Annotated in this window: 22 protein-coding genes; 12 read left to right on the top strand and 10 right to left on the bottom strand. The window is 47.0% G+C overall.

The window, feature by feature from the left end; all coding sequences use genetic code 11:
* Positions 1–56: 56 nt before the first annotated feature.
* The gene (locus R7070_RS01160; protein ID WP_256900375.1) at positions 57–2,936 is read right to left on the bottom strand and encodes an amylo-alpha-1,6-glucosidase; all 2,880 of its coding nucleotides are present in this window, start codon (positions 2,934–2,936) and stop codon (positions 57–59) included.
* A gap of 220 nt (positions 2,937–3,156) precedes the next feature.
* Between R7070_RS01160 and R7070_RS01155 the strand changes: the two genes are divergently transcribed.
* Complete coding sequence (locus R7070_RS01155; RefSeq protein ID WP_158173387.1) at positions 3,157–4,068, top strand: LysR family transcriptional regulator; 912 nt, start codon at positions 3,157–3,159, stop codon at positions 4,066–4,068.
* Here the strand turns inward: R7070_RS01155 and R7070_RS01150 are convergent.
* Positions 4,021–4,956, bottom strand: a complete 936-nt coding sequence (locus R7070_RS01150) for a LysR family transcriptional regulator (protein WP_053304585.1) — start codon at positions 4,954–4,956, stop codon at positions 4,021–4,023. The genes R7070_RS01155 and R7070_RS01150 overlap by 48 nt on opposite strands.
* Before the next feature lie 199 nt (positions 4,957–5,155).
* On the opposite strand from R7070_RS01150, the gene grxB reads away from it, so the two are divergent.
* Together grxB and R7070_RS01140 are read left to right on the top strand one after the other, a co-directional pair.
* Positions 5,156–5,785: a glutaredoxin 2 gene (gene grxB, locus R7070_RS01145; RefSeq protein WP_256900373.1), complete on the top strand. Its 630-nt coding sequence runs from the start codon at positions 5,156–5,158 to the stop codon at positions 5,783–5,785.
* Positions 5,786–5,795: 10 nt separating this feature from the next.
* Entirely contained in the window at positions 5,796–6,920 is a 1,125-nt protein-coding gene (locus tag R7070_RS01140; RefSeq protein ID WP_171342634.1) for an alkene reductase, read from the top strand.
* 82 nt (positions 6,921–7,002) lie between these two features.
* On the opposite strand, the gene R7070_RS01135 is transcribed toward R7070_RS01140, so the two are convergent.
* Genes R7070_RS01135 through R7070_RS01125 form a run of 3 tightly spaced genes read right to left on the bottom strand, consistent with a single transcriptional unit; the run spans position 7,003 to position 9,380 of the window.
* Positions 7,003–8,061, bottom strand: coding sequence for a zinc-binding dehydrogenase (locus tag R7070_RS01135; RefSeq protein ID WP_064369391.1), 1,059 nt, complete (start codon positions 8,059–8,061; stop codon positions 7,003–7,005).
* Between the two features lie 4 nt (positions 8,062–8,065).
* Positions 8,066–8,578, bottom strand: coding sequence for a 2,4'-dihydroxyacetophenone dioxygenase family protein (locus R7070_RS01130; RefSeq protein WP_047102754.1), 513 nt, complete (start codon positions 8,576–8,578; stop codon positions 8,066–8,068).
* 40 nt (positions 8,579–8,618) lie between these two features.
* Positions 8,619–9,380: an SDR family NAD(P)-dependent oxidoreductase gene (locus R7070_RS01125; protein ID WP_104980454.1), complete on the bottom strand. Its 762-nt coding sequence runs from the start codon at positions 9,378–9,380 to the stop codon at positions 8,619–8,621.
* A gap of 131 nt (positions 9,381–9,511) precedes the next feature.
* On the opposite strand from R7070_RS01125, the gene R7070_RS01120 reads away from it, so the two are divergent.
* On the top strand, positions 9,512–10,534 hold the full coding sequence (locus tag R7070_RS01120; protein WP_256900372.1) for a helix-turn-helix domain-containing protein: 1,023 nt from the start codon (positions 9,512–9,514) through the stop codon (positions 10,532–10,534).
* A 20-nt stretch (positions 10,535–10,554) separates the two neighbouring features.
* Here R7070_RS01120 and R7070_RS01115 read toward each other — a convergent pair whose 3' ends face one another.
* Positions 10,555–11,988 (bottom strand): PLP-dependent aminotransferase family protein, encoded by a 1,434-nt coding sequence (locus tag R7070_RS01115; RefSeq protein WP_005387040.1) that lies wholly within the window; start codon positions 11,986–11,988, stop codon positions 10,555–10,557.
* Between the two features lie 272 nt (positions 11,989–12,260).
* On the opposite strand from R7070_RS01115, the gene doeA reads away from it, so the two are divergent.
* The 6 genes from doeA to R7070_RS01085 all read left to right on the top strand — a co-directional run bounded on the left by doeA (position 12,261) and on the right by R7070_RS01085 (position 18,927).
* Positions 12,261–13,448 (top strand): ectoine hydrolase DoeA, encoded by a 1,188-nt coding sequence (gene doeA, locus R7070_RS01110; protein ID WP_005373780.1) that lies wholly within the window; start codon positions 12,261–12,263, stop codon positions 13,446–13,448.
* A gap of 54 nt (positions 13,449–13,502) precedes the next feature.
* On the top strand, positions 13,503–14,510 hold the full coding sequence (gene doeB, locus R7070_RS01105) for a N(2)-acetyl-L-2,4-diaminobutanoate deacetylase DoeB (protein WP_005373782.1): 1,008 nt from the start codon (positions 13,503–13,505) through the stop codon (positions 14,508–14,510).
* 123 nt (positions 14,511–14,633) lie between these two features.
* Positions 14,634–15,113 carry an Lrp/AsnC family transcriptional regulator gene (locus R7070_RS01100; protein WP_005373784.1) on the top strand — a complete coding sequence of 160 codons (480 nt, stop codon included), beginning with the start codon at positions 14,634–14,636 and terminating at the stop codon, positions 15,111–15,113.
* 155 nt (positions 15,114–15,268) lie between these two features.
* On the top strand, positions 15,269–16,789 hold the full coding sequence (locus R7070_RS01095) for an NAD-dependent succinate-semialdehyde dehydrogenase (protein WP_256900371.1): 1,521 nt from the start codon (positions 15,269–15,271) through the stop codon (positions 16,787–16,789).
* A gap of 41 nt (positions 16,790–16,830) precedes the next feature.
* A complete protein-coding gene (locus R7070_RS01090) occupies positions 16,831–18,234 on the top strand; it encodes an aspartate aminotransferase family protein (RefSeq protein WP_256900370.1) in 1,404 nt (467 codons plus the stop codon).
* A gap of 171 nt (positions 18,235–18,405) precedes the next feature.
* Complete coding sequence (locus tag R7070_RS01085) at positions 18,406–18,927, top strand: DUF2058 domain-containing protein (RefSeq protein WP_017633576.1); 522 nt, start codon at positions 18,406–18,408, stop codon at positions 18,925–18,927.
* A 92-nt stretch (positions 18,928–19,019) separates the two neighbouring features.
* Here R7070_RS01085 and R7070_RS01080 read toward each other — a convergent pair whose 3' ends face one another.
* The 3 genes from R7070_RS01080 to R7070_RS01070 all read right to left on the bottom strand — a co-directional run bounded on the left by R7070_RS01080 (position 19,020) and on the right by R7070_RS01070 (position 20,993).
* Positions 19,020–19,634 carry a LysE family translocator gene (locus R7070_RS01080; RefSeq protein WP_017633575.1) on the bottom strand — a complete coding sequence of 205 codons (615 nt, stop codon included), beginning with the start codon at positions 19,632–19,634 and terminating at the stop codon, positions 19,020–19,022.
* Positions 19,635–19,711: 77 nt separating this feature from the next.
* Entirely contained in the window at positions 19,712–20,104 is a 393-nt protein-coding gene (locus R7070_RS01075; protein WP_054577722.1) for a ribosome recycling factor family protein, read from the bottom strand.
* Between the two features lie 19 nt (positions 20,105–20,123).
* Positions 20,124–20,993 carry a LysR family transcriptional regulator gene (locus R7070_RS01070; protein WP_005373812.1) on the bottom strand — a complete coding sequence of 290 codons (870 nt, stop codon included), beginning with the start codon at positions 20,991–20,993 and terminating at the stop codon, positions 20,124–20,126.
* A 105-nt stretch (positions 20,994–21,098) separates the two neighbouring features.
* On the opposite strand from R7070_RS01070, the gene R7070_RS01065 reads away from it, so the two are divergent.
* A complete protein-coding gene (locus tag R7070_RS01065) occupies positions 21,099–22,355 on the top strand; it encodes an adenylosuccinate synthase (protein WP_005373814.1) in 1,257 nt (418 codons plus the stop codon).
* Positions 22,356–22,725: 370 nt separating this feature from the next.
* On the top strand, positions 22,726–23,790 hold the full coding sequence (ansB, locus tag R7070_RS01060; protein WP_213869136.1) for an L-asparaginase 2: 1,065 nt from the start codon (positions 22,726–22,728) through the stop codon (positions 23,788–23,790).
* Between the two features lie 76 nt (positions 23,791–23,866).
* On the opposite strand, the gene R7070_RS01055 is transcribed toward ansB, so the two are convergent.
* A complete protein-coding gene (locus R7070_RS01055; RefSeq protein WP_005373820.1) occupies positions 23,867–24,703 on the bottom strand; it encodes a pyruvate, water dikinase regulatory protein in 837 nt (278 codons plus the stop codon).
* Positions 24,704–24,784 lie beyond the last annotated feature (81 nt).

Here is a 24,784-nt window from a genome sequence, read left to right as displayed (position 1 = left end):
AGCGGCTTTTTTTCTTAAAACACAGTTTTTTTAGAATACAGCTTTGTTAAAACAGTCTACATTAAAGGTGTGATTCGAATATCTGCGATTTGCGCTTCGTTCTTTTCACCCTCAATACCACCAGCGTAAATGTAGGTTTCATTCGATTTGAGGTAACTCATATTGAAGTGGTCCTTCAGCGCGATCTGATAGGTTTTTCCCTGCTCCAACGTCACCTCAATTGGCGTTGAGTAACGCATACCTTGGTTTTCACCAATATGGCCCATCTGCAAGTAACCTTGACCAACCACTTTACCTGCATCATCCAATACCTCTAACAATTTCACGGTGTTCGTGATGCCAGTATTAAGTTGCCCTAGGTTATTGTTGTACCAAGCATCAAACTGGTAAGTGCCCGTTACAGGGGCTGTAAACGACTCTGAACCTTTTACAACGCCACTCTCTTTGCTCACCGTAACCACTGAGATATTGTCTTTGAGTGGCTGATATTCGCCATCAAGTTTGATGCGGATCTCTTCACCGACACAAACTGGTTGGCTTGGGTTAGAACGGAAGCCTTTATCGTTAATGCTTTCAGCCAAATAACAAGCAAAACCTGTTGGCGTATCGGAATAAGATTGAGCAATCACGTTCTTTTGAATCAGCTCGCCATTGCGATACAAGTTCACGTTGTACTTGCTCGTCACGTCAATCGAAACCGAATTATCAACGCTTTTTACCACCAATGTTGGCTCTTGCGGAGAATATACGCGGCTATCTTCACTCACATACGGTTTCACCCCAGAAACTAAAGTAATGCTACTATCTACATTCACAAGCGCGCCCAGTGTCACGTGGAAATGCCCCTCTTCGTCCATCGTGACATTTTCAACTGGGTAGTAACCTGTTTCATCTTTGCTTACTTCAGGCAAGTCAATCGTTACCGAGTAGTTCTTTCCTTTGAAGGCAAAGTTTTCCAACGTGATTTGTTCAGACTGAGCCAACAAATTATTGCGCACCCAACTTGTGATAAATGGCTTCACTTCCAACTTACCTGTTTCGGTATGGATGCCGAATAGGGTCTCTACCACCATGTTCAAGTAGCCACCCACAGACCAAAGCTGACGCTGAGAGTTAATCACTGGGCCATCCAAGCTCGGATCTTCGCCATGATCACTATGGATGATGAATGACTTACCAGAAAGCCACTCTAAGTTTTCCATGTTGGATAAATTAGTTGCCGTACCACGAACCAACGATTGAATGGCATTGTTCACTGCTGCCACGTTTTGTGTTTGATGCGCGGCGCGCAAGCTGTACGCGGTAACAAATGGCCAAATTGCGCGGTTATGGTACACAGGCACGTCCGGTTGCTGAGGGAAGTAAACCGGCACGCCAAACTCACTGTGTGGGTAATTGGCCATGATTTGTTTCGCCTGCGCATCACTTGCCACACCACTGATGATCGCAAGTGCTTCGCCCAACATGTCATATTTGTCGACCGCGATGTCTTTGCCATTATCAAACAAATAACTTACGTACATACCGCGTTCGGCATTCCAAAACTGCTCGTTGATAGCGGTTTTTAGTTGTGCAGCCCAATCGGTGTATTTGACCGCGTTGGTTGAATCGTACTTCTCTGCCAACTTAGCCGCGAGCTGAATCGCGCGGTAGTGAACCACGTTTGTCGATAACGCTTTGCTGCTACCAATTGTATTGACATCGTTTGGCGTCCACGTTGAATACGTTTGCTCACGCCAATCGAGGAATGATTGCTCACCAGTGTATAAACCGGATTTCGCATCAAAAGCCGCCAGGCGATCGGCTTCAAGTGTATTGCTGATCGCTTTGTAAGCGCGCTCAGAAAATTGGTTGTACTCTTCCCCATCTAATGCCGAAAGTAAGCGTTCAGCACCAAGCGCCCAAGTCGTGCGGTCGGTACTGATTGGCCAACTGCCGCCAGTGCCCGTGTCTTGCACAATCTGCTCGCCATCGTATTGCTGATCGGTCGTGTCGCGGAAAGCAGACAATTTGAAATTCAAACCATTTTGCACCCGAGTTGGATTCATCAATGCAAGCGAAAGGTCTGCTGCGTACGCCAAATCACGCGTCCATACGTAATGCCACTTCGCGCCCGTCTCAAAAACTTCCGCTTTGATTGGGTTGTTGTAGTTGTAATTGCCGTCTTTGATTTCAGAAACGGCAAGCTGGTCTAGCTCTTTCATCGTCAATGCAAACAACGCGTCAAACGCGACATCACCCGACACCACTCGCGGCCCTGTTTGCTCATTAATCACTAAGCCTTGGTCGAGCGCATCACGCAATTCTGTCGTCGTTGAAATACCAAATTCACGCAGTTCAGCTTTAGGATCTTTCACCGAAAAAATCACGGTATCACTCGAGTCATCGTAATTGGCGAACAGTTTCACTTCTTTGCTCTGATGCCCTTCATGCACCATTGCAGGGTCGAGAATCGCATCAGAGTAGTATTTTTCCGCTTCTTCTTGCGTTGCTTTCGTCACAGTCATTGTCGCGCGACTTTCATCGGCAAAGCTCACAGAAAACTTGTAATACCCTTTGTCTTCAAACGTGATCTCAGAGTTGCAATCATCGTTCATACACGCTTCATTCGTGTCCGGTTTTGGCTGGTACTCTTGAGCTTTATCCAACGCCGCGGGCTCCTCAAAATAGGTGTATTGGATCTGCCAACCCGGATCAGCAATCTTGAACTGATTGCTACCTCGAGCGACGCGCAGTACGGTTTCGTACTCGTTATTACCCAAATAGTTTAGCTTGGCATACTCTGCCGTGCCCCAATCCCCATTTAAACCACGTAAATATAAGTCGGCTGAAATAATTGGTTTGTCGACCGGCACAGGCGCATCAGAGGAATCTGACCCACATCCAGCAAGACCAATACAAGACGCGACAGCAAGCGCAATAAAACTCGGTTTCATGTTCATCCCTTAGATTGTTGTTTTGGCGACAGTCTAAAGAACACCTTTTTGAGGGGAAAATAGGAAGTCAGGAGCGAGCTATAGATAACATCTATACGTCAAACCCCAACAGTGATGTAGATCTATGAAATGCGCATAATTTCAATCAAATGAGATTACAGATTTGTGATTTATAAATGAAATTGTGCAAAATACCCCTCGTTCTTAGAGGGGAAAGAAAATGGACAAATCTCTGCAGCAATTTTTACTGGTTGCACGCTGCCAAAGCATCAGCGCTGCGGCAAGAATGGCAGGGTTAAGCCAGCCAACGGTAACAAGCAATTTAAAGAAGCTGGAAGAGAATCTCGGCGTGACGCTGTTTGAACGTCATCCTAATGGCATGGTGTTGACCGAATACGGACGCATCCTCTATCGCCATAGCAACGCGATGCAGCATGAATACAACCAAATGATGCAAAGCATTGATGAACGGAAACAGTACCAAGTCGGAAAAATTAAAATGGGCACTGGCGATGCGTGGTGGCCGCTGTTCGTCAAACAAGCACTCAATCAACATCTGACCAAGCAGCCATCGGCATCTACGCACGTCGAATTTGGCAACCACTTAGGCTTGATGGATTCATTAATCAACGAACAGATTGAATTCTTCATCGGCCACGAGATTGTCGGCTTGTCGTCTAAATGTGATGTTACGTTTATTCCGCTATTTCAAACGGTTGATGCCTATTTTGTTTCCCCAAACCACCCACTTCTAGGGAAAACCGTCACCGAAGATATGCTGCACGAATACCCAGCTCTTTCGGTCACTTATGATGCTAAGAAATTCGCTCACGTCATCGATAACCCAATCCCGAAGCAAAATGAACGCGAAAGGCAGCAACTGGATGACAGACCGACTTACGAAGTGGATTCTCTGCTCGCCAGTATTGATGTACTGAAAGAAAGCGTCGCGGTGATGTCTTATACCGGGCACCTCAAACCGTATTTGGAATCCTTTGGCTTACGATGCTTAACCATGGAAAACGAACCAAACCCTGGCACCGTCGGGATTTATCGCCACCGCCGAGAAACCTCTGAATCGCATCTAGATCTGATTGCTGGCATCACTCAGCGCGCTAAATTGCTCAACTAGAAAGTCCAAAAACAGGCGAACTCTTTTCGGTTGATATTGGCGGCTTTGATAAATGACATGTAGATCCGCTTCAGCGCCTTGCGAAAAGGCGCTGAAGTTTTTCATATACCCATCCAAAACCGTTACTAAACGTTGTTTTTTGAGGTCTTGCTGAATATCTAAAATCGATTTCAACGCAATCCCCGCACCGTCCAACGCCCATTGTCGAATCACTTCACCATCATCAGAAAATCGCTTTGGCGTGACCGTGATCGATTGGTGAGACTCTTCATCTTTAAAGTGCCACGTTTTTAATTCTTCATTGCTGCGCACCATGGCTAAGCAGCGATGGTCCGCGAGATCTTGTGGACAGTTTGGGACACCTTGCTTCGACAAATAGTCAGGTGATGCGCACAGCACGCGTTGACTCGACGCCAGCCTGCGCGAAATGAGATTGCTGTCCGCTAACTCGCCATAACGAATCACCAAATCGAGCCCCGATTCAGCCAAGTTCGATAAATTGTCATTAAGATAAAGATAAGGCGTCACATCCGGATATTGCTCAGAAAAAGCCGACACCATCGGCGAAATAATTTGTTTGCCAATATCTCGTGGAGCTGAAATTTTCAACGTTCCGCGCACTTGCGAAATACCCGTTTGCAGCAAGTTTTCCGTCTCTTTCACGCTATCAATGATGTTAAGACAAGCTTGATGGTACATTGCCCCTGCGTCCGTGAGTGATACGTGGCGTGTGCTTCGGTTGAGCAGCTTTACGCCATAGCGTTCTTCTATCGCTTGCAGCCTTGCCGTTACCGTCGCCGGAGACAAACCTAACTCCCTTCCCGCCGCCGCCAGACCTTGATGTTTAACGATGCTGACAAACAACGTCATATCCGAAAACTTATCCATCTTCGTGCTCTTATTATTTGGAAAAACTGAATAATCAATTTAGATATTACCCAATTATCAAATTAAGTCGAATCCATATACTGACCCTATCGACATTGTTTAGACCCAGAACGTTATGTGACAGGGAAAAGTTAAACGCCGTAACGCTGTACAACGCACAACAACACGCCCTGCCCAGCCAAGAGATAGGAAACAAAAAATGAAACTGTACATTTATGAACATTGCCCCTTTAGCGCCCGCGTCCGTTTTGTTGCAGGCATGCTGAATATTAAGCTGGATGTCATCAAAATTGCTTATAACGACGAGAGCACCACCACAAACCTCATCGGCGCAAAACAAGTTCCTCTTTTGATCAAAGACGATGGTGAAGCCATGGCGGAAAGCTTAGACATCATCAACTACTTCCTTGAATTGGCATCTTCCAGCGAAAACAGCCAACCCTCCAAACCGGTTTTAGACTGGCAAAAACAAGCGTTTTTACCGCTACAAAAAGTCGGGTATCCGCGTTGGTCAAACATGACGTTACCGGAATTTGCAACAGAAACCGCTAAACAAGCATGGCGTGCAAAAAAAGAAACCGAAGCGTTAAATTTTGAAGCTTTGATTAACGATACACCTGCGATTGCGAAAGAAGTCGCCGCTTTGATAGAACAAACCAAACCCTTGCTCAACCTAAGTTCAGAAAAGCAAACGTCACTGGTTGATCAAGCCATTATGTTTTCCATTCTACGCGGCTTTTTCAGTGCGCCCGAAGTGCAATGGGATCCAGCCGTACTTCACTGGATGGCAATCGCTCGTAAAGCGACCAACGTGCCTGTACTTATCTAAGGAGCGCAACATGCAACAAAGAACAAATAAGCTGTTTGAGCCAGCTCAACTGAAATCGTTGTCACTACAAAACCGTATTGTCATGGCACCAATGACTCGCGCACGCACCACTCAGCCGGGCAACATCCCGAATGAGATGATGGCAACGTATTATCAACAGCGCGCTTCTGCCGGGCTGATCATTTCCGAAGCCACGCAAATTTCGGACGATTCTCAAGGCTATTCGTTCACCCCTGGCGTTTACACCGATGCGCAAGTGGCGGGCTGGCAAGGTGTGACCCAAGCGGTCAAATCACAAGGCGCAGCGATGTTTTGTCAGCTATGGCATGTGGGCAGAGTGTCTCACCCAACATTCCAAAATGGTGAACAGCCTATCGCGCCATCTGCGCTCGCTCCGGTAGAGACGCAAGTTTGGATTGCAGATGAACAAGGCAACGGCAATATGGTCGATTGTGTTGAGCCTCGCGCCATGACACAAGCAGATATCAACCGAGTTGTCGGTGATTTCGCGAACGCAGCCAAACGCGCCATTGAATCGGGTTTTGATGGTGTAGAAATCCACGGCGGGAATGGGTATCTGATCGATCAGTTCTTAAGAACCAACTCAAACCATCGAACAGACAACTACGGCGGTTCACGAGAAAATCGTATCCGTTTTCTTATCGAAGTAGTGGAGGCAGTTATCGCCGCTGTTGGTGCGCATCGAGTTGGAGTGAGATTGGCACCATTCATTACCTTTAAAGATATGGACTGCCCAGATATCGTGCCAACGATCTTAGAGGCATCAAAACAGCTACAGGAGCGCGACATTGCCTACTTGCACTTGTCCGAGGCCGATTGGGCCGATGCACCAACGATTCCAGAGACGTTCCGAATCGAACTTAGAAAGCGCTTTCGCAACGCTATCATTGTCGCAGGTCGCTACAATCCTCAACGAGCAAACGAAGTGTTAGAGAAAGGCTACGCGGATCTTGTCGCATTCGGACGGCCATTCGTAGCAAACCCAGACTTAGTCTCTCGCTTGCAACATCACCATCCGTTGGCAGAACTCGATGGCTCAACGTTGTTTGGCGGAAACGAACGAGGCTACACCGATTACCCTGCTCTGCAACAGGAATGCGCAGAACAGGCCTAACAAAAAAGCCCCAACCTAGCTGCTACGGTTGGGGCTGTCACCAAACTAAAATTGGTTTTAGCTAGCTTAATCTGGCTAAGAGTTAAATCACTTCTAACGCGCCGCTGCGCCAAGGTTCGATAACGACTTTGATGTGATCATTTGGCGTCATTAACTTTGTAAATGCGTCTTCGACACCATCGATTCCCACTTTGGCGGTGAGCATTTTCTGCCAAGGCAACTTATGTTCGGCAATCGCTTGTAGGCATTGCTCAAACTCGTGCGGTTGGTAGTAGTAAGAGAATCTCAAATCGAGCTCTTTTACCGTCGCGTACGCGTAGTTAATGATTGCGGGTGTCGTATGGATACCCGAGATGACGATTCGCGCTCGGGCAGGAGCGCGGCGCAGAAAATCGTCAATCAAGGTATGCTTGCCAACACACTCATAAATGACCAGGCGTGAATTCATCGCGTACTGCTCACCAACGGCGATCTCGTCTTCCTTGGTCGGGTTGATCAATCGATTTGCGCCAAACTCGCTGGCAAGTTGCAGCTTTTCTTCCTGAAGATCGACCGCAAGAATATTGCTGACGCCACGTTGTTTCAGTGCAGCAATCACCGCTAGCCCTATAGGGCCGCAACCGACAACCAGCGCTGTTTCTTCCGTTTCGATTTCACTGCGGTTGACCGCGTGCAAACCGACCGCTAGTGGTTCGGTTAATGCCGCCGCCTCAGACGGCATTCCGTCTGGCACAGGTAGCAATAACGCTTCATCAAGCAGGAAATACTCAGAGTAAGCGCCATAAGTACCCGGAGTAACACCAACGCCCGCGCCATTTTGGCTGAGCAACATCGGCACTGAGGTGACTCGGCTACCAACGGACAACGTTTGCTGCGTATCGGCACCGTATTCGATAATTTCCGCACAGAACTCATGCCCCAACATCACTTGAGCGTGCTCACCGGCTTCATCAGGCATCAACCCGAGCTGGTGGAATACATCAAATACCTCATCCGCGTGTCGAGTAATGTGAAGGTCGGAGCCACAAATGCCACAAGCTAGACTACGAACCAACACTTGTCCCGCTGCAGGTTTGGGGATTTCGACTTGCTTCAGGCGGACACTACCATCCTGCATTATGATACTGTTCATCTGTTGCATGGGGTTACTCCGCTAGCTCATCGCTTAGGCCAGCAATCGCACCCGGTTTGATGTAGCGCGCAGTGAAGCCTTGTGCTTTCGCTGTTGCAATAACAACTTGCTCAATCCAACCTGCATCCATGATGTTGATGAAGTTACCCTCGTCGTCAAAGTTAATGTTCGCACCTTGGATCACCATAAAGCCATCTGCACCACCCGACTCTTCTGGACAGTGAAAGGTATGAATCGAACCACCTGGCTCATACAAATAACTACCAGCGGTTTGGACTTGGTTTGGGTATTCAATGTAGTGCCAAGCGCCACTCAGTGTATAGAAATGCACCACACCAGTGTGGAAGTGCTTAGGTAAAGTCACGCCCGGTTTGAACTTGGCGCGTATCACCCAAGTTCCGTTTTCTGGATCAAGAAACAACGGGTAAACATCCACACCCGGTAGAGCGTCTTTGATGAGCGACTCCTCATTGGTATTAAGAGTTAATAAGAAATCTTGGTGCTGAATAACTTCTGGTAATGACATAACTTACATCCTCGCTATTGCTGTAATGTGGCGTACTCACCTATCCCATAAGTGGGTACTTAAAATTCTCGAAACCGTCAGATGCGCTGATGGTACAACCGTTGATACAGTTGGCTTTCTCGCTGACCAGAAACGCCACCACATCAGCAATCTCTTCTGGTTGTGTGAAGTTTTGACGCATCTGTTCTTTGCGGATGTGGTCCCACAGGCCAATCTCTTCGTATTGCCTTAACATCGGAGTATCAACGCGTCCCGGAGCGACAGCGCAAACACGAATACCCAATGGTGCGAGTTCTAATGCGGCGCATTTGGTCATCATATCGACTGCGGCTTTACTGACGTTGTAGGTAAAGGTCATCTCAGACGCCATTCGTGCGTAAACAGAAGAAGTATTGAGGATCACGCCCGGCGTGCCTTGCGCTTGGAATTGTCGCCCAGCGGCGAGAATTCCGTAGTAGACACCATTTTGGTTGACCTTTGAGATCGGCTCAAAATCAGCAATTGGGTCGTGGTCAAGCAGAGGTTTCGGTGCACCGATGCCCGCGTTGTTGACCATGATGTCAAGTGAGCCAAATAGTTCGACCGCGTACTTCACCATGGCTTCGACTTGTTGGTAATCGGTGACGTCCGCAACAAAGGTTTCCAACTGCTTAGGGCCAAAACTTGCGTACATTTGCAGTGATTGCTCTGAAATATCGACAGCAAGCACTTTGGCTCCTTGCTCTCTTAGCTTTGCAATAATAGCTTGCCCAATTCCACCCGCAGCGCCAGTCACGATGGCCGTTTTATTGATAAGTTCCATACACCTTCTCATTCATGCGTTTTTGTTATCAAAATGTAACTTAGATCAACTCACTGACACTCACTTGACCTTTTGCGAAGTAAATTTGATACATTGCGATTTACAACCTGTTAACATTTAAAAATCGAGACATGTATATCGTACGAAGTGGCGCTGCCGATAAATTTGATAGCTTGGTTTCCGAACTGGGGCAGAATCCGGTTGAGATTATGGCTGCCGCCGGGCTGTCTGCGGCGCAGTTTCGCAATCCCGATACGTATCTCGCCTACCCTAGGCTGGCTGAATTGCTGGAGGAAGCGGCTGCTCGTTGTCAGCAACCGTTGCTTGGTGCGTTACTCGCTGAGCGTCAAAACCTACAAAGCTTGGGGGACTTACCAATGCTGGTTTCTCGCGCGGAAACGGTTGGTGATGCCTTGGCGCGGGTGAATGATTTTCTCTATCTACATTCGTCAGGGGTAACTCTCAACATGACGCCACAAGATGATTGGGTACGGTTGTCGCTCAATATTGATGTGCACAGCGAACGAGGTATCGCGCAGTTGATGCAGCTCAGTGTGTCGCATCTGGCGATGTTTGTTGCGAGCTTACTTGATATTGAAGCAAGTCACTTCGCGCTACATTTGACTCAACACGCAACATTGGAAGTAGAAAAAAGCAAGTTTGCCCAGCAGAACAAACTGCGTTTCGGTGATAAGTTTGACGGTATCCTACTTAAAGCGACTCTGCTTAACGCTAAGAACCACCAAGATGAAGACGCACTAGAGCGCCATTTTCAACAGCACCTCAAAGAGCTGCAAACCCGTTACCCCAACAATCTCAGTGACCAAGCAGCAAACATGATTGGCCGTCTGCTCTCAACCGGAGAATGCAGCGTTGAGCGCGTTGCAAGAGCATTGGACCTGCATCCGAGAATGCTGCAAAACAAGCTGAAACAACAGGGCACAAATTATCGGCAGCTTTTACAACAAGTGCGTCAGGATTTCGCCGAACAGCGATTGCATGAGAATATCCAGAGTATTACCGATATCGCGTTGCAACTGGGCTATGCAGAAACTGCGGTCTTCAGCCGCCACTTTCGCCGTTGGACGGGGAAATCGCCGAGACAATGGCGACAAGAAAAAACTCAGTTACAAACGTTTAAGCCCATCAGATAAAAGCATAAATAACCTATCGCTCAGACCAAAAAGTGTGAGGTGGGAGGGTTGGTATCGAGAATTTCAGCAATCACAGATAACCCGTGTTTGATGTAGCCTCGGTTTGTTTCTGCTCCCAAGCTGATTCGCACGTAAGGCATTGGCTGATTTGTATCGAGAACAAACGGTTTATATCCCGTGATCTGCACCCCTGAACGCTTTGCCGAAGCAACCAGGTCATCGCTATTCCACTGCTCGGGTAGTCTCAACCAAATGTGCTGTCCATTCGGGTGCGAGCTATAAACATGCCCTTCTAAAGCGGCTTTTGCTATTCGCTGTCGCTTAGCAAACTCATTGACTTGAAAGCGAATAAGTCGATTTAACGTACCGTTCTCGATCCACAAATGAGCGACTTCAAATGGTAATGGAGTCGCAGACCAACTCGTTGCCGCTAAACGACCAATCGCGTGCTGCAAAAAATGACGTGGGACCGTCAGATAGCCAGTGCGCATGCCTGGCGCTACAACTTTGGTTAAACTGGTGACATAGAAAGCTTGTTCGGGTAACAATGTGGCAAGGGGTGGGACACGGTTAGGTTCTAGTGCTCCATACACGTCATCTTCAATGACATAGATGTCGTATTGCTGCGCAATATTCGCTATCGCCTCTCGGCGTTCAACATCCATATGCGCACTAGTCGGGTTAGCCATGCTCGGTGTGCAACACAATACCTTGATTGGTTTGTGTTTACATGCCCATTCAAATGCATCCGGCGTTATACCAAACTCATCCATTTCAAGTGGTTGCAACTTAAATCCAAGCATTCTCGAGCGAGAGATCAAGCCATGATCAACCAAGTGACCACAAGCAACTACATCACCGTGTTCAACAACTGTGCTTAAAGCCAACGTTAAACCATGGCATGCACCATTTGTGAGTAATATTTGATCGGCACCCACATCCAGCCCTTGGCTACTTAGAAATCGTGCTCCTGACTCAATATGATGAGGCTGACCTGTTACCGGCTTTGCTTTACTGATCAAACCACGATTGTTTGTTTGCCCAGCAATCTCCATTAACGCCTGATTAAAAAGCGTAATGTGGCGATCGGTCACCACTGGATGTGCAATCGACATATCAATTTCATCCGGCGTTTCTTTCATCTCTTGTGTCAGCATGAACTCCGTGTCCGTACTTTCATCCACAAAACCTGATTTGACAAAAGTACCATTCCCAACCCAAGACTCGATCGCCCCTTTTTTCTCTGCATAACCATATGCATGGCTCACCGTTTGTACGCTGACGCCAATTTGCTCTGCAAACTCACGATGTGTGGGTAATCGAGTCCCCGGTTTTAGATAACCACTGCGGACACATTCGACAAGATAGTTACCAATGGAGATGTATTTAGCGGTGCCTGGCCGAATGATCGGGTTCAAAGAAATTGTCATGACACAATATTTTAATTGATTCATTTTTAACGCTCATTGTAACTTCCATTTAACAAATGGCGAACTTTAACTCACAAAACGAGGTGAAATGCACAAAAATAAACCACAATTGTAATGATTGACATGAAATGTATGGGTTAAACAAACATGTTAAACAGCATCGTTTAATCCAAATACAACCCCAGAGGTAAATTGCAATCATTTTTTAACGCAGATCTGGCTAGCTGGTAGAAGGTAGAAATACCTCAGCGTCTCCGAAGGCCCATAAGGCGTCGGATTTCTAACAAGGAGAAAATATGAGAGGCGTTGCTTTGCATTTTACACTGGATGAGTTCCAGGATCGGTTAACGAAAGTTCGGCAATCGATGGAAGAAAGAGAATTGGATGTCCTTATCATTCATGACCCTTCTAACATGGCGTGGCTGACAGGCTATGATGGGTGGTCTTTTTACGTGCCACAATGTGTCGTTGTTGGTCCATCTGATGAACCCGTTTGGTTTGGACGCTGCCAAGATGCCAACGGAGCATACAGGACTGCGTATATGTCGGCAGAAAACATCACCTACTATCCAGACCATTATGTAATGAATCCGCCGCTACACCCGATGGATTTCCTGGTCGAAGCCGTACTGGCTCCGCGCCTTTGGGATCGTGGTCGTATCGGTGTAGAAAAAGATAACTATTACTTTAGCGCCACCGCTTACGAATCACTCACTACGCACCTACCGAATGCTCAACTTCTCGATGCAACCGGACTAGTCAACTGGTGCCGCGCCGTTAAATCCGATCAAGAACTGGCATACATGTACCGTGCCGCTCGCATTGTTGAAAACATGCACCGTGTCGCGTTCGACATGATTGAACCAGGATTACCGAAACACCACCTTGTTGCCGAGATTAACCGTCAAGCCGTGCTCGGGCATGAAGACCACTTTGGCGATTACACCGCGATTGTGCCGCTTTTGCCATCAGGTTCTGATGCTTCCGCACCTCACCTGACTTGGGATGACAGACCCTTCAAGAAAGGCGAAGGGACGTTTTTTGAAATCGCAGGGGCGCACCGCCGTTACCATTGCCCACTCTCACGCACTATTTTTCTTGGCGAGCCTGACGACAAGTTTAAACGAGCCGACGAAGCCCTAACTCTAGGACTTGAAGCGGGCTTGAAAGTGGCAAAGCCCGGAAATACCTGCGCCGACATCGCCAATGCACTAAACCAGGTTCTCGATAAAGCGGGATTCTCACGCGAAGGTGCCCGTTGTGGCTACCCAATAGGTTTGAGCTACCCACCAGATTGGGGGGAACGAACCATGAGTTTGCGAGACACCGATAAAACCATCTTGAGAGAAGGCATGACATTCCATTTTATGCCGGGGCTGTGGTTCAAAGATTGGGGGTTAGAAACAACGGAAAGTATCGTCATTACCCATGATGGAGCAAAAACGCTGTGTGACTTTCCACGCCACTTATTTGTTAAACACTAATTTTTCAAACCTCAAGCTCTGTTGAGCTAGGTCTGAGAACTAAAAGGACTTGATATGCAAAAAAGCTCGATCACAGCCACCATAGACTTTGACCGAGAAGGTGTACAGCACGGCTTTTTAACGCTGCCCTATTCACATGACGACTCCGCTTGGGGAAGTATTATGATACCTATCACCGTGATCAAAAATGGTCACGGACCAACCGCACTGCTTACTGGCGGTAATCACGGAGACGAATACGAAGGCATCACCAGCCTGCTAAAATTGACGAACTCGCTTCAGGCAGATCAAATCCAAGGTCGTGTCATTATTGTACCCATGATGAACTTACCTGCGGTACAAAATGCCTCACGTACGTCGTTTATCGATAAAGGGAATTTAAATCGAAGCTTTCCCGGCAATCCCATAGGCACAGTGACTGAGAAAATTGCGGATTATTTTACTCGTTACCTAGTTCCTAAGTGCGATTTTGCGTTAGACATTCACTCAGGTGGTAAAACGTTAGATATCGTTCCGTTCGCCGCTGCCCATCGTCTCGACAATCTCGATCAAGAAGAAGCCTGCATATTAGGTGCAAAACTGTTTGGCGCACCTTACACCATGATCTTGCTCGAAATGGACGCCACCAGCCTGTATGACACTGCCGTGGAGTCTCAGGGAAAAATCTTTGTTACCACCGAACTAAGAGGAGGCGGAACCAGCACTCCAGAAACCATCGCTTATTCCGACCGTGGCATTCGCAACTTCTTACGCTTCTCAGGCAACTTGCCCGGTGACTACGAACAACCAACCCAACCAACTAAGTTATTAGATATGCCTGATGCAAGTTGTTATGTGCAAAGCCAACACCACGGCATCACAGAATACTTATTTGATCTTGGCGATACCGTCAAAAAGGGCGATGTATTAGTGAGAATCTTCTCGACCGAGCGCACAGGTACCGCCCCCGTTGAGTACAAGTCACAGCGCAATGGTATTTTCGCGGCACGTCGTTTTCCTGCTATGGTGAATATCGGTGACACTATCGCAGTTATAGCCGAAGACTGCGGCGAGATAGGCTGATTGAAAAGCCAACTAAAGAAATCAAAACCAATGGCATACCAGAAGCAAACTGGAAAGCACCTTATAACAGCGACCAGTCATCAGCCTTTATGAAATGATTAGTATTCAACAGGGAGACTCATAATGCGCCTCGATCGCTACGACGTAAAAATTCTACAAATACTTCATGATAATGGTCGTATCACCAAATCTCACCTTGCCGAGGCCATCAACCTATCCGTGAGCCCTTGCTGGGAGCGCGTCAAAAAACTGGAAGAAGCAGGCATCATTGAAGGTTACGGAGCAAAAGTAAATACCGATATTTTGTTCAAACGAACGTCAGTTATGGTTGAAGTTACGCTCAAAGAACACAACGCCCAAGCGTTCAAACGCTTCGAGCAACTGGTTCAACATTCACCAGAAGTCACTGATTGCTATGCCACGGGCGGTGGTGTCGATTACATCCTTAAAATTCAGTCAGAAGATATCGACCAATATCAGCGGCTTATCGACAACTGGTTAGACTCAGATGTGGGCATTGAGCGCTACTTTACTTACATTGTGACAAAAACAATCAAACGTGATGCGGGCACATTCGAAGTAAACCAAAACGCTTTGTTATAAAAGGGAAAATGCGTATCAGGCGTGAACAGAAAAAACACCATATTTTACGGCACTAAAAAGAAAGTTCTGACGTTTTAAACCTCGGTATCAGAAATTATTTCGGTCACTTCTCCATTACAGTTTCATTATGGACAACGATGCTGGGAGAAGGACTCATGGCAGCACTGCACAGCTTACACGCTGAAGAATTAAAAGCCTCGCACGACATGATGGCGATAATGAAAGACGTACGTTTGGTGAGAGGTTTAGCGTACGTGAATGGCAAATGGGTAAGTGGTGATCAATTTCATCCGGTGGATAATCCAGCAGATGGCACGGTCATCGGTTACATCACTAAGCTATCTCAGCAACAACTCTATCAAGCGATTGATGAAGCCGACCAAGCCTTTCGTCAATGGCGAAAAATGCAAGCAGAAGAACGCGCTGAAATTCTCATGCGTTGGCACGACCTGATTCTAGAATCAAAGCAAGATCTTGCTCATTTGATGGTGATGGAGCAAGGAAAAACACTAGGTGATGCTGTAGGTGAGATTGACTACGGCGCATCCTTTGTTCGTTGGTTTGCCGAAGAAGCACGCCGCAGCTATGGTGAAACCATCCCAAGTCATATTCCGAATGCGCAGCTATCAACCGTGCGCGAGCCGATTGGTGTCGCAGCACTGATTACGCCATGGAACTTTCCTAATGCCATGATCACACGCAAAGCCGCAGCCGCACTAGCAATAGGCTGTCCGGTGCTCATTAAGCCAGCCAGTGAAACGCCTTTTTCTGCGTTAGCGTTGGCAGAGTTAGCAGACCGAGCTGGCTTTCCACCTGGTGTGTTTAACGTGATCACTGGCGATGCGGTGATGGTGTCACAAACCTTGTGTCACTCCGATAAAGTCAAAGCGCTCTCGTTCACAGGCTCAACTCGAGTAGGCAAACTATTGCTACGCGACGCGGCACAAACCGTGAAGAAGTGCAGTATGGAACTCGGTGGTAACGCCCCTTTCATCGTGCTGCCAGATATGGATGTCGAGCAAGCAGCCAAAGCCGCCGTGGATGCGAAGTTTCAAACCGCAGGACAAGACTGCTTGGCCGCAAACCGTATTTTCGTCCCTGACGATAAGTACGAAGCGTTTTTGGAAGCGTTTGCCAAAGAAATGAGCCACATCGTTTTGGGCAATGGCTTAGACGAAAAAACCACCATGGGACCACTTATTAATCGCACTGCGGTGGATAAAGCGCATGATTTGGTGCGTGACGCGCTCGACAAAGGCGCGCGATTGATAGCGAGATACCACCAGCCCGTACCAGGCGAAAACTTCTTCGCGCCGACATTGCTAGCCGATGTAACCCCTGAAATGGCGGTGTATCGCGAAGAGAATTTTTGTCCTGTGGCAGGCGTATTGCCTTACCAAGACTTAGATACTGTGATTGAAATGAGCAACGACACTGAGTACGGCTTAGCTGCCTATGTTTATGGTCACGATATTCACCAAATTTGGCACTGCATGCGCGGTTTGGAGTTTGGCATGGTGAGCGTGAACTCCGTCAAAATGACAGGGCACCCTATCCCATTCGGCGGCGTGAAACAGTCTGGTCTTGGACGAGAAGGAAGCCGTCACGGATTTGAAGAATACAGTGAAATCAAATACTGCTGCTTAGGCGCTTTACCAACCGTCAGTGGCAGTTGAGACACGAAATATGGATATCCAATTATTCGAGGAGAAGGATCATGAGTAACAAAACCCAACAACTTTTAGAGATCGATCGTCAGAGAGTATTTCATGCCTCAACCCACCTGAAGCAGTATGCGGCCGGGGAGCTTCCGGGAAGAATTATCTCGAGCGGAAGCGGAATACGCATCACCGATTCAGAAGGCATCGAGCTGATAGACGGCTTTGCCGGGTTGTATTGTGTAAACATTGGTTATGGCAGGACCGAAATGGCCGATGCGATTTATGAGCAAGCCAAAGAACTGGCGTACTACCACACGTACGTCGGTCATACGAACGAAGCGCTCGTGACACTGTCAGATCGCATCATCAAAATGGCGCCTGAAGGCATGAGCAAAGTTTACTACGGCATGTCAGGCAGCGACGCGAACGAAACTCAACTTAAGTTGGTATGGTATTACAACAATGCTCGTGGTCTACCAGAGAAGAAAAAAATCATTTCGCGTGACCGCGGCTACCATGGTTCAAGTATCGCGTCCGGTTCAATGACAGGTTTGCCGCTGTTCCACGCCCATTTTGATTTACCACTTGAGCGTATCAAACACACCATCGCGCCATATTATTATCGCCGTGAAGAAGAGAGTATGTCTGAGCTCGAATTCTCTCAATATTGCGCAGATCAACTCGAAGCGATGATCTTGGAAGAAGACCCAGAAACGATAGCAGCAATGATTGCAGAACCAGTGCTCGGTACTGGCGGTATTGTGCCACCACCAGCAGGGTACTGGCAGGCGATTCGCAAAGTGCTCGACAAATACGATGTACTCTTGATTGCGGATGAAGTGGTGTGTGGCTTTGGTCGCCTCGGCTCCGATTTTGGCTCACTCCACTACGACATGAAACCAGATCTCATCACGGTAGCGAAAGGGTTAACCTCAGCGTATCAACCGCTGTCTGGCGTGATCGTCGGTGAACGAGTTTGGAGTGTGCTAGAAAACGGCACCGACCAGTGGGGCGCTATCGGACACGGTTATACCTACTCTGGTCACCCAATGGGAGCGGCAGCTGCGAACTGCAACCTCGATATCATTGAACGTGAAGGATTAGTGCAAAACGCGGCCGAAGTCGGTGCTTACTTGCAGCAACGTATGGCAGAGACGTTTAACGATCATCCATTAGTCGGTGATACTCGTGGCGTTGGCTTGTTGCATGCGTTGGAGTTTTCTTCAGACAAGCTTCGCCGAGCACACTTTGATCCAAACTTGAAAGTAGGCCCGCAAATCGCGGCGGCCTGTTTAGAGCAAGGCTTAATCGCTCGCGCTATGCCACATGGTGACATCCTCGGTTTTGCTCCACCGCTTATCGCGAACCGTAACGATATAGACATCATTGTCGACAAAGCGCATCAAGCGGTAAACAAAGTGATGGATAACCTTGTCACATCTAAACAGTGGCAGCCATAACCCACCTAGATTTCAGTAACGCTCGCGGGCTTTGGAGAAGGCCCGCTTTGCACTTTCCTTAAAGAGATAACAAGCCAACCAAACATTTTAGACCCATAGGAAGTACTATTATTTACTACAAGTGGCAATAGTGGGTAAAATGCCCAAAATTGCGCACTAACTGGATAAAACATGGCAAAACTTACCCTTCAAGAACAAATGCTGAAAGCTGGCTTAGTTAATGAAAAGAAACTAAAGAAAGCGAAGAAAGGCTCTAAAAAATCACGCGTTCAAGCACGCGAAGTAAAAGCGGCGGTTGAAGAGAATAAACGCCAACAGTTAGAGCGTGATAAACAATTGAGCGAGCAGCAAAATGCTGAGCGATTAAATAAAGAGATCAAAGCGCAGATCAATCAGTTGATTGAGATGAACAAGATCGACTTAAAAGATGGCGACATCAAATACAACTTCACTCACGGTACGCTAGTGAAATCTCTTTATGTAGATTCACTTATCCGCGAGCAGTTGATCAAAGGTATTTTGGCAATCGCAATTGTTGGTGAAAGCTATGTTGTCATTCCACGTGGAGTAGCGAATAAAATTGCTCAGCGTGATGAGTCCGTCATCATCGAACAAAAAGAACCTGAATCGGACATTCCAGCAGAAGACGATCCATACGCAGATTTCGTCGTGCCTGACGATTTGATGTGGTAACAATAAATAATCGATGCATCAACTAAAAGAGCCGCTGATGTAACATCAGCGGCTCTTTTTATAGAAAAATAATCTACGGAGATGATGTGTTGTTATTGCTTACTTAGTAGCAAATTCGCACCTGATGCGGCTAAAAACAACGAACATCCGCGATTGAAACGTTTCGCCATTTTGGGGTTTGAAAACCAGTGTCTCAAGTACAAACCAAAGATGGCATAGATTGAAATGGCGACCATTTCTAATATCAAAAACGTGGAGCCAAGGGCAAAAAACTGCTCTTGAACGTTGGCATTGGCATCAACAAATTGCGGCAAGAATGCAGTAAAAATAAGAATCGCTTTCGGGTTGCCAGCAGCGAGCGTAAATTCTTGTTTCGCCAGTCCTGCGTAGTTGCGCGAATTGTCCAAGTCAGAGATCGGGCTGGACTCTGAGCGCCAAAGGTTGAACGCAATCCATAGTAGATACAGCGCCCCTACCAACTTTATTGCCAAAAATAGCATTTCTGACGTATACAAAATCACAGCCAGACCTGATGCAGACAACGCAATCATCGCTGAAAAAGCGGCAATTCTGCCTAAACTAGCCGTAAACGCGGCCCTAAAGCCGTAACAACGAGCATTATTCATTGCCAATAAATTGTTTGGGCCTGGAGCCATATTGAGAGCAAAGCAAGCAGGGATAAAAAGGAGAAGCTGCCAAATATCCATAATAAAATGGTCTTAGTGAGTGATTTTGATCGGTACCCTAACATCTGTTAATAAAGTGAGTAAACCACAAACCGATCTTAAAGCAACTCAGCATCAAATCGTGCCGTGCGAGCTTGAACTAACGTGCAGTTCGTTTCAGCCATCAGCTCCGCTAAGGTGATGTTTGGGTTTTGTCTCACCAAACGTATCAACTTCACGTCCAAAGGTTCCAATTTGTCTTGGTGAGCAAGTAGAGCTTGTTCGATTTTGTTGATCGCAAATCGCATCGTCTCTGCTTCTTCGTTTTTGAGAAGCTCTAAAAACGCTTTTACATCCAAAGCCTCGCCTGAGATTTGCCAGTGACGAGATCGTCTAATTCGCTTAAGATCGCACTGTTTTTCTGCTGCGAGTGTTTTCGCTCGCTTGGCATGGTCGCCCCCAATACGGTGAATCAAGGATGGGAGCGAAATCGTAATCTTCGTCTCTTTCATGGCCTTTTCTTTCATCGTCTTAGCCCTCAACCACCGACACATTCTCGCCAACCCAAGCCAACAACTGTTTTGCCGCTTTGGATAACACCTGATTTTGACGCACGATGTAGCCGAAATCAGTGTTTGGAAAACTTGGCAAAGGCGTAACTTCTCGAGAAAGCTTTAATCTCGGATCGAGCGAAAAATCCGGCACAATAGCAGTCCCAAACCCCGCTTCCGCCCAGTCGATTTGTGCTTCCACACTGCCCACTTCCATCACGCGATGCTTAGGCAGATTTAGCTCAGGTAAAGACGCATCAATCAGCTCTCGGGTTCGAGTATCGTGCCCTAGCAGGATCAGCGTCTGGCTCTCTTTTCGATTGTCTTGCCACTCAAAAATGTTATCGCCAAACGCACACCAGTGAATTTGCGTGAGAGGCGTAAAATGCAGCGGTTGACTCTCTTTTTGTGCGATTACAAAGCCGATATCGGCACGCGCACTTTTCACCAAATCCACCGCTTGAGAAGATGTGGTATTGAACAATGCCAAGTCGATCCCCGGATATTCACTTTTGAATTGCTGAAATGGTTTGATAAGCAGTAAACGTGAAACAATATCGCTCGCCGCAATAGAAAGCGTCCCCTGCGTAAGATCGTTGATGGCATTGAGATCCGACTGACAAATTTGCAGCTCATTGAGCATCCGCTGCGCCGTAGCTAACAAACGCTTCCCCGCTTGCGTCAACTGCACGGGATTTCGCTCAATCAATTTCGTGCGCGTGGCTTGCTCCAACTGCTTGATATGCAAACTTACGTTCGGCTGCGTCATGTGCAGTTCCGTCGCTGTTTTGCCGAAATGTTTTACCTCTGCAAGAGTTACGAAGGTTCGCAGCCAGTTCAAATCTAACATTGCCAATTCCGATATGAAATTCTTATCAAGTTAATGAGTATAATTAATTTCTCTTATTATGGCGAACGTCTTAAGATTTTTGCATCTGTTTTTGGAGATTAAATTATGTCGTCTATCGTTGTTGTGGGTGCAAACTGGGGTGATGAAGGCAAAGGCCGCATCGTTGACTTTTTGGCAGAGCAAGCTTCTGCGAGCATTCGTTTCCAAGGTGGTAACAACGCGGGTCACACCGTGGTTAACGATCTAGGTACGTTCAAGCTGCACCAGCTTCCAAGTGGCGTATTCAACCCTGACTGTTTGGCAGTGTTAGGTCCGGGTATGGTTATCAGCCCTGCGTTGCTGTCTCAGGAGATTGCGGAAGTTGAAGAAGCAGGCGTAAAAGTGAATATGTGCATCTCTGATCGCGCAACACTGTGTCTACCTCTACATGCACTAGAAGATACGCTAGAAGAACAACGTTTAGGCGACAAAGCATACGGTTCAACTCGTCAAGGTATTGCACCTGCGTACGGTGACCGCGTAATGAAGAAAGGCATCCTAGTTGGTTGGTTGAAGCAACCAGAAGTATTGGTTGAACGCCTTCAATTCATGATGGATTGGAAACTGCCGCAACTGCGTGCACTTTACCCGACGTTCGAGTTTGAACAAACTGCTGAAGAACTGGCGAACTGGCTGCTAGAAGTCTCTGCACCTTGGCGCGATTCAATTTGCAACGTAACGCTTCCTCTAAAAGAACTACAAGCGAAAGACAAAACTCTATTGTTCGAAGCGCAGCTTGGCGCGGGTCGTGACCTTGTTTACGGTGAGTACCCTTGGACAACATCTTCTAACGTTGTATCAATGTACGCGGGTATCGGTAGTGGCCTTCCGGCACTTCGTCCTGAACGCGTTATTGCGGTTGCAAAAGCCTTCAGCTCATCAGTGGGTACTGGTACGTTGATCACTGCAATGGAAGAGCAAGACGCTTTCCGCGAACTTGCTGGCGAGTTCGGTGCAACTACGGGTCGTCCACGCGACATGGGCTACTTCGACGCAGTCGCTACGAAGAATGGCGTTGAACTGCAAGCCGCAACTGAAATTGCACTAACGAAAGTAGACTGTTTGACTGGCCTTAACGATCTGAAAATCTGTGTTGGCTACGAAGGCGACCACAGCGAAAACCCAATCTGGCCTCAAACTGCCTCTCTTGCGCCAATCTACGAGAAGATGGAAAGCTGGAGCGAGGACATCACAGGTTGTCGTAAGTTTGAAGAGCTTCCAGTAGCAGCACAGAAATACGTTCTACGCATTGAGGAACTCATGGGCGTACCAGTAAAAATGGTGTCTGTGGGTCCTGGTCGTGAACAAATGATTATGCGATAAGATGTGAATTAACACATCATTGGCAAGCGGCTTTTATCTGTTCCGGGGTAAAGCCGCTTTTTTTTACACTGTAAACTTTGGAAAATTGCACGGCTAAATTCATGTTTAATAACCTCATCACGAGACTCCTACCTCCTTTATTTATAAATCAATAAATTATAGGACTTAACACGTTGTGCACGTTACTAGCACATCTCACTTGTTAAAGAAGCACGTCAATTAGGTTAACTGGTTGATTTGATATTCTTTAAGTGATTAGTTGATCACGATCTTCATCTGCAATTTGTTGAACTAGTACTCAAAAAATCTAACCCGCTGTTTTTAGGATAGATGAGTTCCCCAACATCCAACCTAACAGCAGGTGATTCCCATGACAAAAAATCTTTTCCGCCTCAGTACGATAACCCTCGGTTTATGCATCAGTTCGTTCTCTTTTGCGCAATCCGATCTTCCGAACATTAAAATTCTTGCCACTGGTGGCACCATAGCAGGCGCAGGTCAATCTGCAACAGAATCAAACTACACAGCAGGTAAAGTCGGCGTTGAATCATTGATTTCTGCGGTGCCGAGTATGACCAAGATTGCCGATATTTCTGGAGAGCAAGTGGTCAGTATCGGTTCACAAGATATGAATGATGAAGTGTGGCTAAAATTATCGAAAAGAGTTAATGAGCTACTCGATCAAGATGATGTTGACGGCATCGTCATTACTCATGGTACGGATACGTTAGAGGAAACCGCTTACTTCCTTGATCTGACCGTCAAGAGCAAAAAGCCTGTCGTGATCGTCGGTGCAATGCGTCCTTCCACCGCAATGAGTGCTGATGGACCAGTCAACTTATACAATGCAGTCGTAACAGCCACCGATGAAGATTCAGAAGGACGTGGCGTGCTAGTCGCAATGAATGACACGATTTTCGATGCGCGAGATGTGACAAAAACCAATACAACCTCCGTCAGCACTTTCCAGTCACCCAACTTTGGTGCTATCGGCTACATTCATAATAGCGATGCCAAATATCAACGAAGCCCAGAACGTAAACATACGACAGAAACCCCATTCGATGTATCAAAGCTTACTAAGTTGCCTAAGGTCGGTATTGTTTATAACTATGCAAATGCCTCCAGTTTGCCGGTGAAAGCCTTTGTGGATGCGAAGTTTGACGGCATCGTAAGTGCTGGTGTCGGTAATGGTAACTTGTACCACACTGTGTTTGATGAGCTAGAGAAAGCGAGTAAAGATGGCGTTGTTGTTGTAAGAAGCTCCCGAACGCCTAGCGGCTCAACGACTTTGGATGCTGAAATTGATGACGACAAATATGGCTTTGTTGCCGCAGGTACATTGAACCCACAAAAAGCACGTATCTTACTGATGCTGTCACTGACTCAGACGAAAAACTATCAAGACATCCAAAAGATGTTCCAATACTATTAATTCTGTCTAAGGCTCATTCGATAGAGGAGGTACACACCTTACCTCCTCTTACACATAGCGACATGAGCGTCTCTTGTTAGCCAAACAAGCGACGCTTCATTCCTGCTTTTTCCAGAATACGCGTAGTAATTTCCTCAACAGACAGAGAGGACGTATTGATATATGGGATCGCCTCTCTTCTAAACAACGCCTCAACAGTGTCTAGCTCCAGCTTGCACTGCTCTGTGCTAGCGTAATCACTTCCAGACAAACGATTTTCACGGATTTCAGTCAAGCGCTCGGGATCGATCGTCAGCCCAAACAACTTATGACGATGGATCTCAAACTCAGGCAACAAACGCATCATCTTCACATCTTCCGCAATGAACGGATAGTTCACAACACGTAAACCAAATTGCATCGCCATGTACAAGCTAGTCGGCGTTTTTCCGCTGCGCGATACTCCCAGCAGGATAATATCGGCTTGTTCCAACCCTTTTAGCGTGATGCCATCATCATGCGCCAATGTGTATTCAATAGCCGCAATACGGTCAAAATAGGTGTCGGAATCTTTCCCCACGCTGCGAGAACGCTGCAACTTAGGCTTTGGTGCCATCTGAATGTCGTCTTGCACTTTCTGCACAATACTCTCCAACACATCGTAACTGTATGCCGGCGCTTCAAGCAGCATTTCACGTACTTCTGGAACGACAATTGAGAAAAAGACCAGAGGTTTGACGCCATTGCGCTGGTAGGAAGTTTCAATTTCTTTGACTACGTCAGTAGCTTTGTCCTGGCTTTCTACAAACGGAAAGGTTTTTTCGTTAGGAATGAACGGAAATTGACCGAGAACAACATGCCCTAATGTCTCACATGTTATCGCCGTACCGTCAGAAACATAGAACACATCACGACTTTGGTTATTTATTTGCATTTCTGTTTAATTTTTCAAAATCTTTTGAGTAGGATGGTACACATAATATTAATAAATCAGTTTGGCTTTCAGTTAGGTTCA

Origin of the sequence: Vibrio sp. 1557 (assembly GCF_033340175.1) — a bacterium.
GTDB lineage: Bacteria > Pseudomonadota > Gammaproteobacteria > Enterobacterales > Vibrionaceae > Vibrio > Vibrio alginolyticus.
Note: the sequence above shows the minus strand (reverse complement) of the source record. Positions and strands in the feature narration are given on the sequence as shown.

Coding starts and splice junctions, on each gene's coding strand:
- R7070_RS01160 (WP_256900375.1), bottom strand. CDS start 2,936: ATGAAACCGAGTTTTATTGCGCTTGCTGTCGCGTCTTGTATTGGTCTT.
- R7070_RS01155 (WP_158173387.1), top strand. CDS start 3,157: ATGGACAAATCTCTGCAGCAATTTTTACTGGTTGCACGCTGCCAAAGC.
- R7070_RS01150 (WP_053304585.1), bottom strand. CDS start 4,956: ATGGATAAGTTTTCGGATATGACGTTGTTTGTCAGCATCGTTAAACAT.
- grxB (WP_256900373.1), top strand. CDS start 5,156: ATGAAACTGTACATTTATGAACATTGCCCCTTTAGCGCCCGCGTCCGT.
- R7070_RS01140 (WP_171342634.1), top strand. CDS start 5,796: ATGCAACAAAGAACAAATAAGCTGTTTGAGCCAGCTCAACTGAAATCG.
- R7070_RS01135 (WP_064369391.1), bottom strand. CDS start 8,061: ATGCAACAGATGAACAGTATCATAATGCAGGATGGTAGTGTCCGCCTG.
- R7070_RS01130 (WP_047102754.1), bottom strand. CDS start 8,578: ATGTCATTACCAGAAGTTATTCAGCACCAAGATTTCTTATTAACTCTT.
- R7070_RS01125 (WP_104980454.1), bottom strand. CDS start 9,380: ATGGAACTTATCAATAAAACGGCCATCGTGACTGGCGCTGCGGGTGGA.
- R7070_RS01120 (WP_256900372.1), top strand. CDS start 9,512: ATGTATATCGTACGAAGTGGCGCTGCCGATAAATTTGATAGCTTGGTT.
- R7070_RS01115 (WP_005387040.1), bottom strand. CDS start 11,988: ATGAATCAATTAAAATATTGTGTCATGACAATTTCTTTGAACCCGATC.
- doeA (WP_005373780.1), top strand. CDS start 12,261: ATGAGAGGCGTTGCTTTGCATTTTACACTGGATGAGTTCCAGGATCGG.
- doeB (WP_005373782.1), top strand. CDS start 13,503: ATGCAAAAAAGCTCGATCACAGCCACCATAGACTTTGACCGAGAAGGT.
- R7070_RS01100 (WP_005373784.1), top strand. CDS start 14,634: ATGCGCCTCGATCGCTACGACGTAAAAATTCTACAAATACTTCATGAT.
- R7070_RS01095 (WP_256900371.1), top strand. CDS start 15,269: ATGGCAGCACTGCACAGCTTACACGCTGAAGAATTAAAAGCCTCGCAC.
- R7070_RS01090 (WP_256900370.1), top strand. CDS start 16,831: ATGAGTAACAAAACCCAACAACTTTTAGAGATCGATCGTCAGAGAGTA.
- R7070_RS01085 (WP_017633576.1), top strand. CDS start 18,406: ATGGCAAAACTTACCCTTCAAGAACAAATGCTGAAAGCTGGCTTAGTT.
- R7070_RS01080 (WP_017633575.1), bottom strand. CDS start 19,634: ATGGATATTTGGCAGCTTCTCCTTTTTATCCCTGCTTGCTTTGCTCTC.
- R7070_RS01075 (WP_054577722.1), bottom strand. CDS start 20,104: ATGAAAGAGACGAAGATTACGATTTCGCTCCCATCCTTGATTCACCGT.
- R7070_RS01070 (WP_005373812.1), bottom strand. CDS start 20,993: ATGTTAGATTTGAACTGGCTGCGAACCTTCGTAACTCTTGCAGAGGTA.
- R7070_RS01065 (WP_005373814.1), top strand. CDS start 21,099: ATGTCGTCTATCGTTGTTGTGGGTGCAAACTGGGGTGATGAAGGCAAA.
- ansB (WP_213869136.1), top strand. CDS start 22,726: ATGACAAAAAATCTTTTCCGCCTCAGTACGATAACCCTCGGTTTATGC.
- R7070_RS01055 (WP_005373820.1), bottom strand. CDS start 24,703: ATGCAAATAAATAACCAAAGTCGTGATGTGTTCTATGTTTCTGACGGT.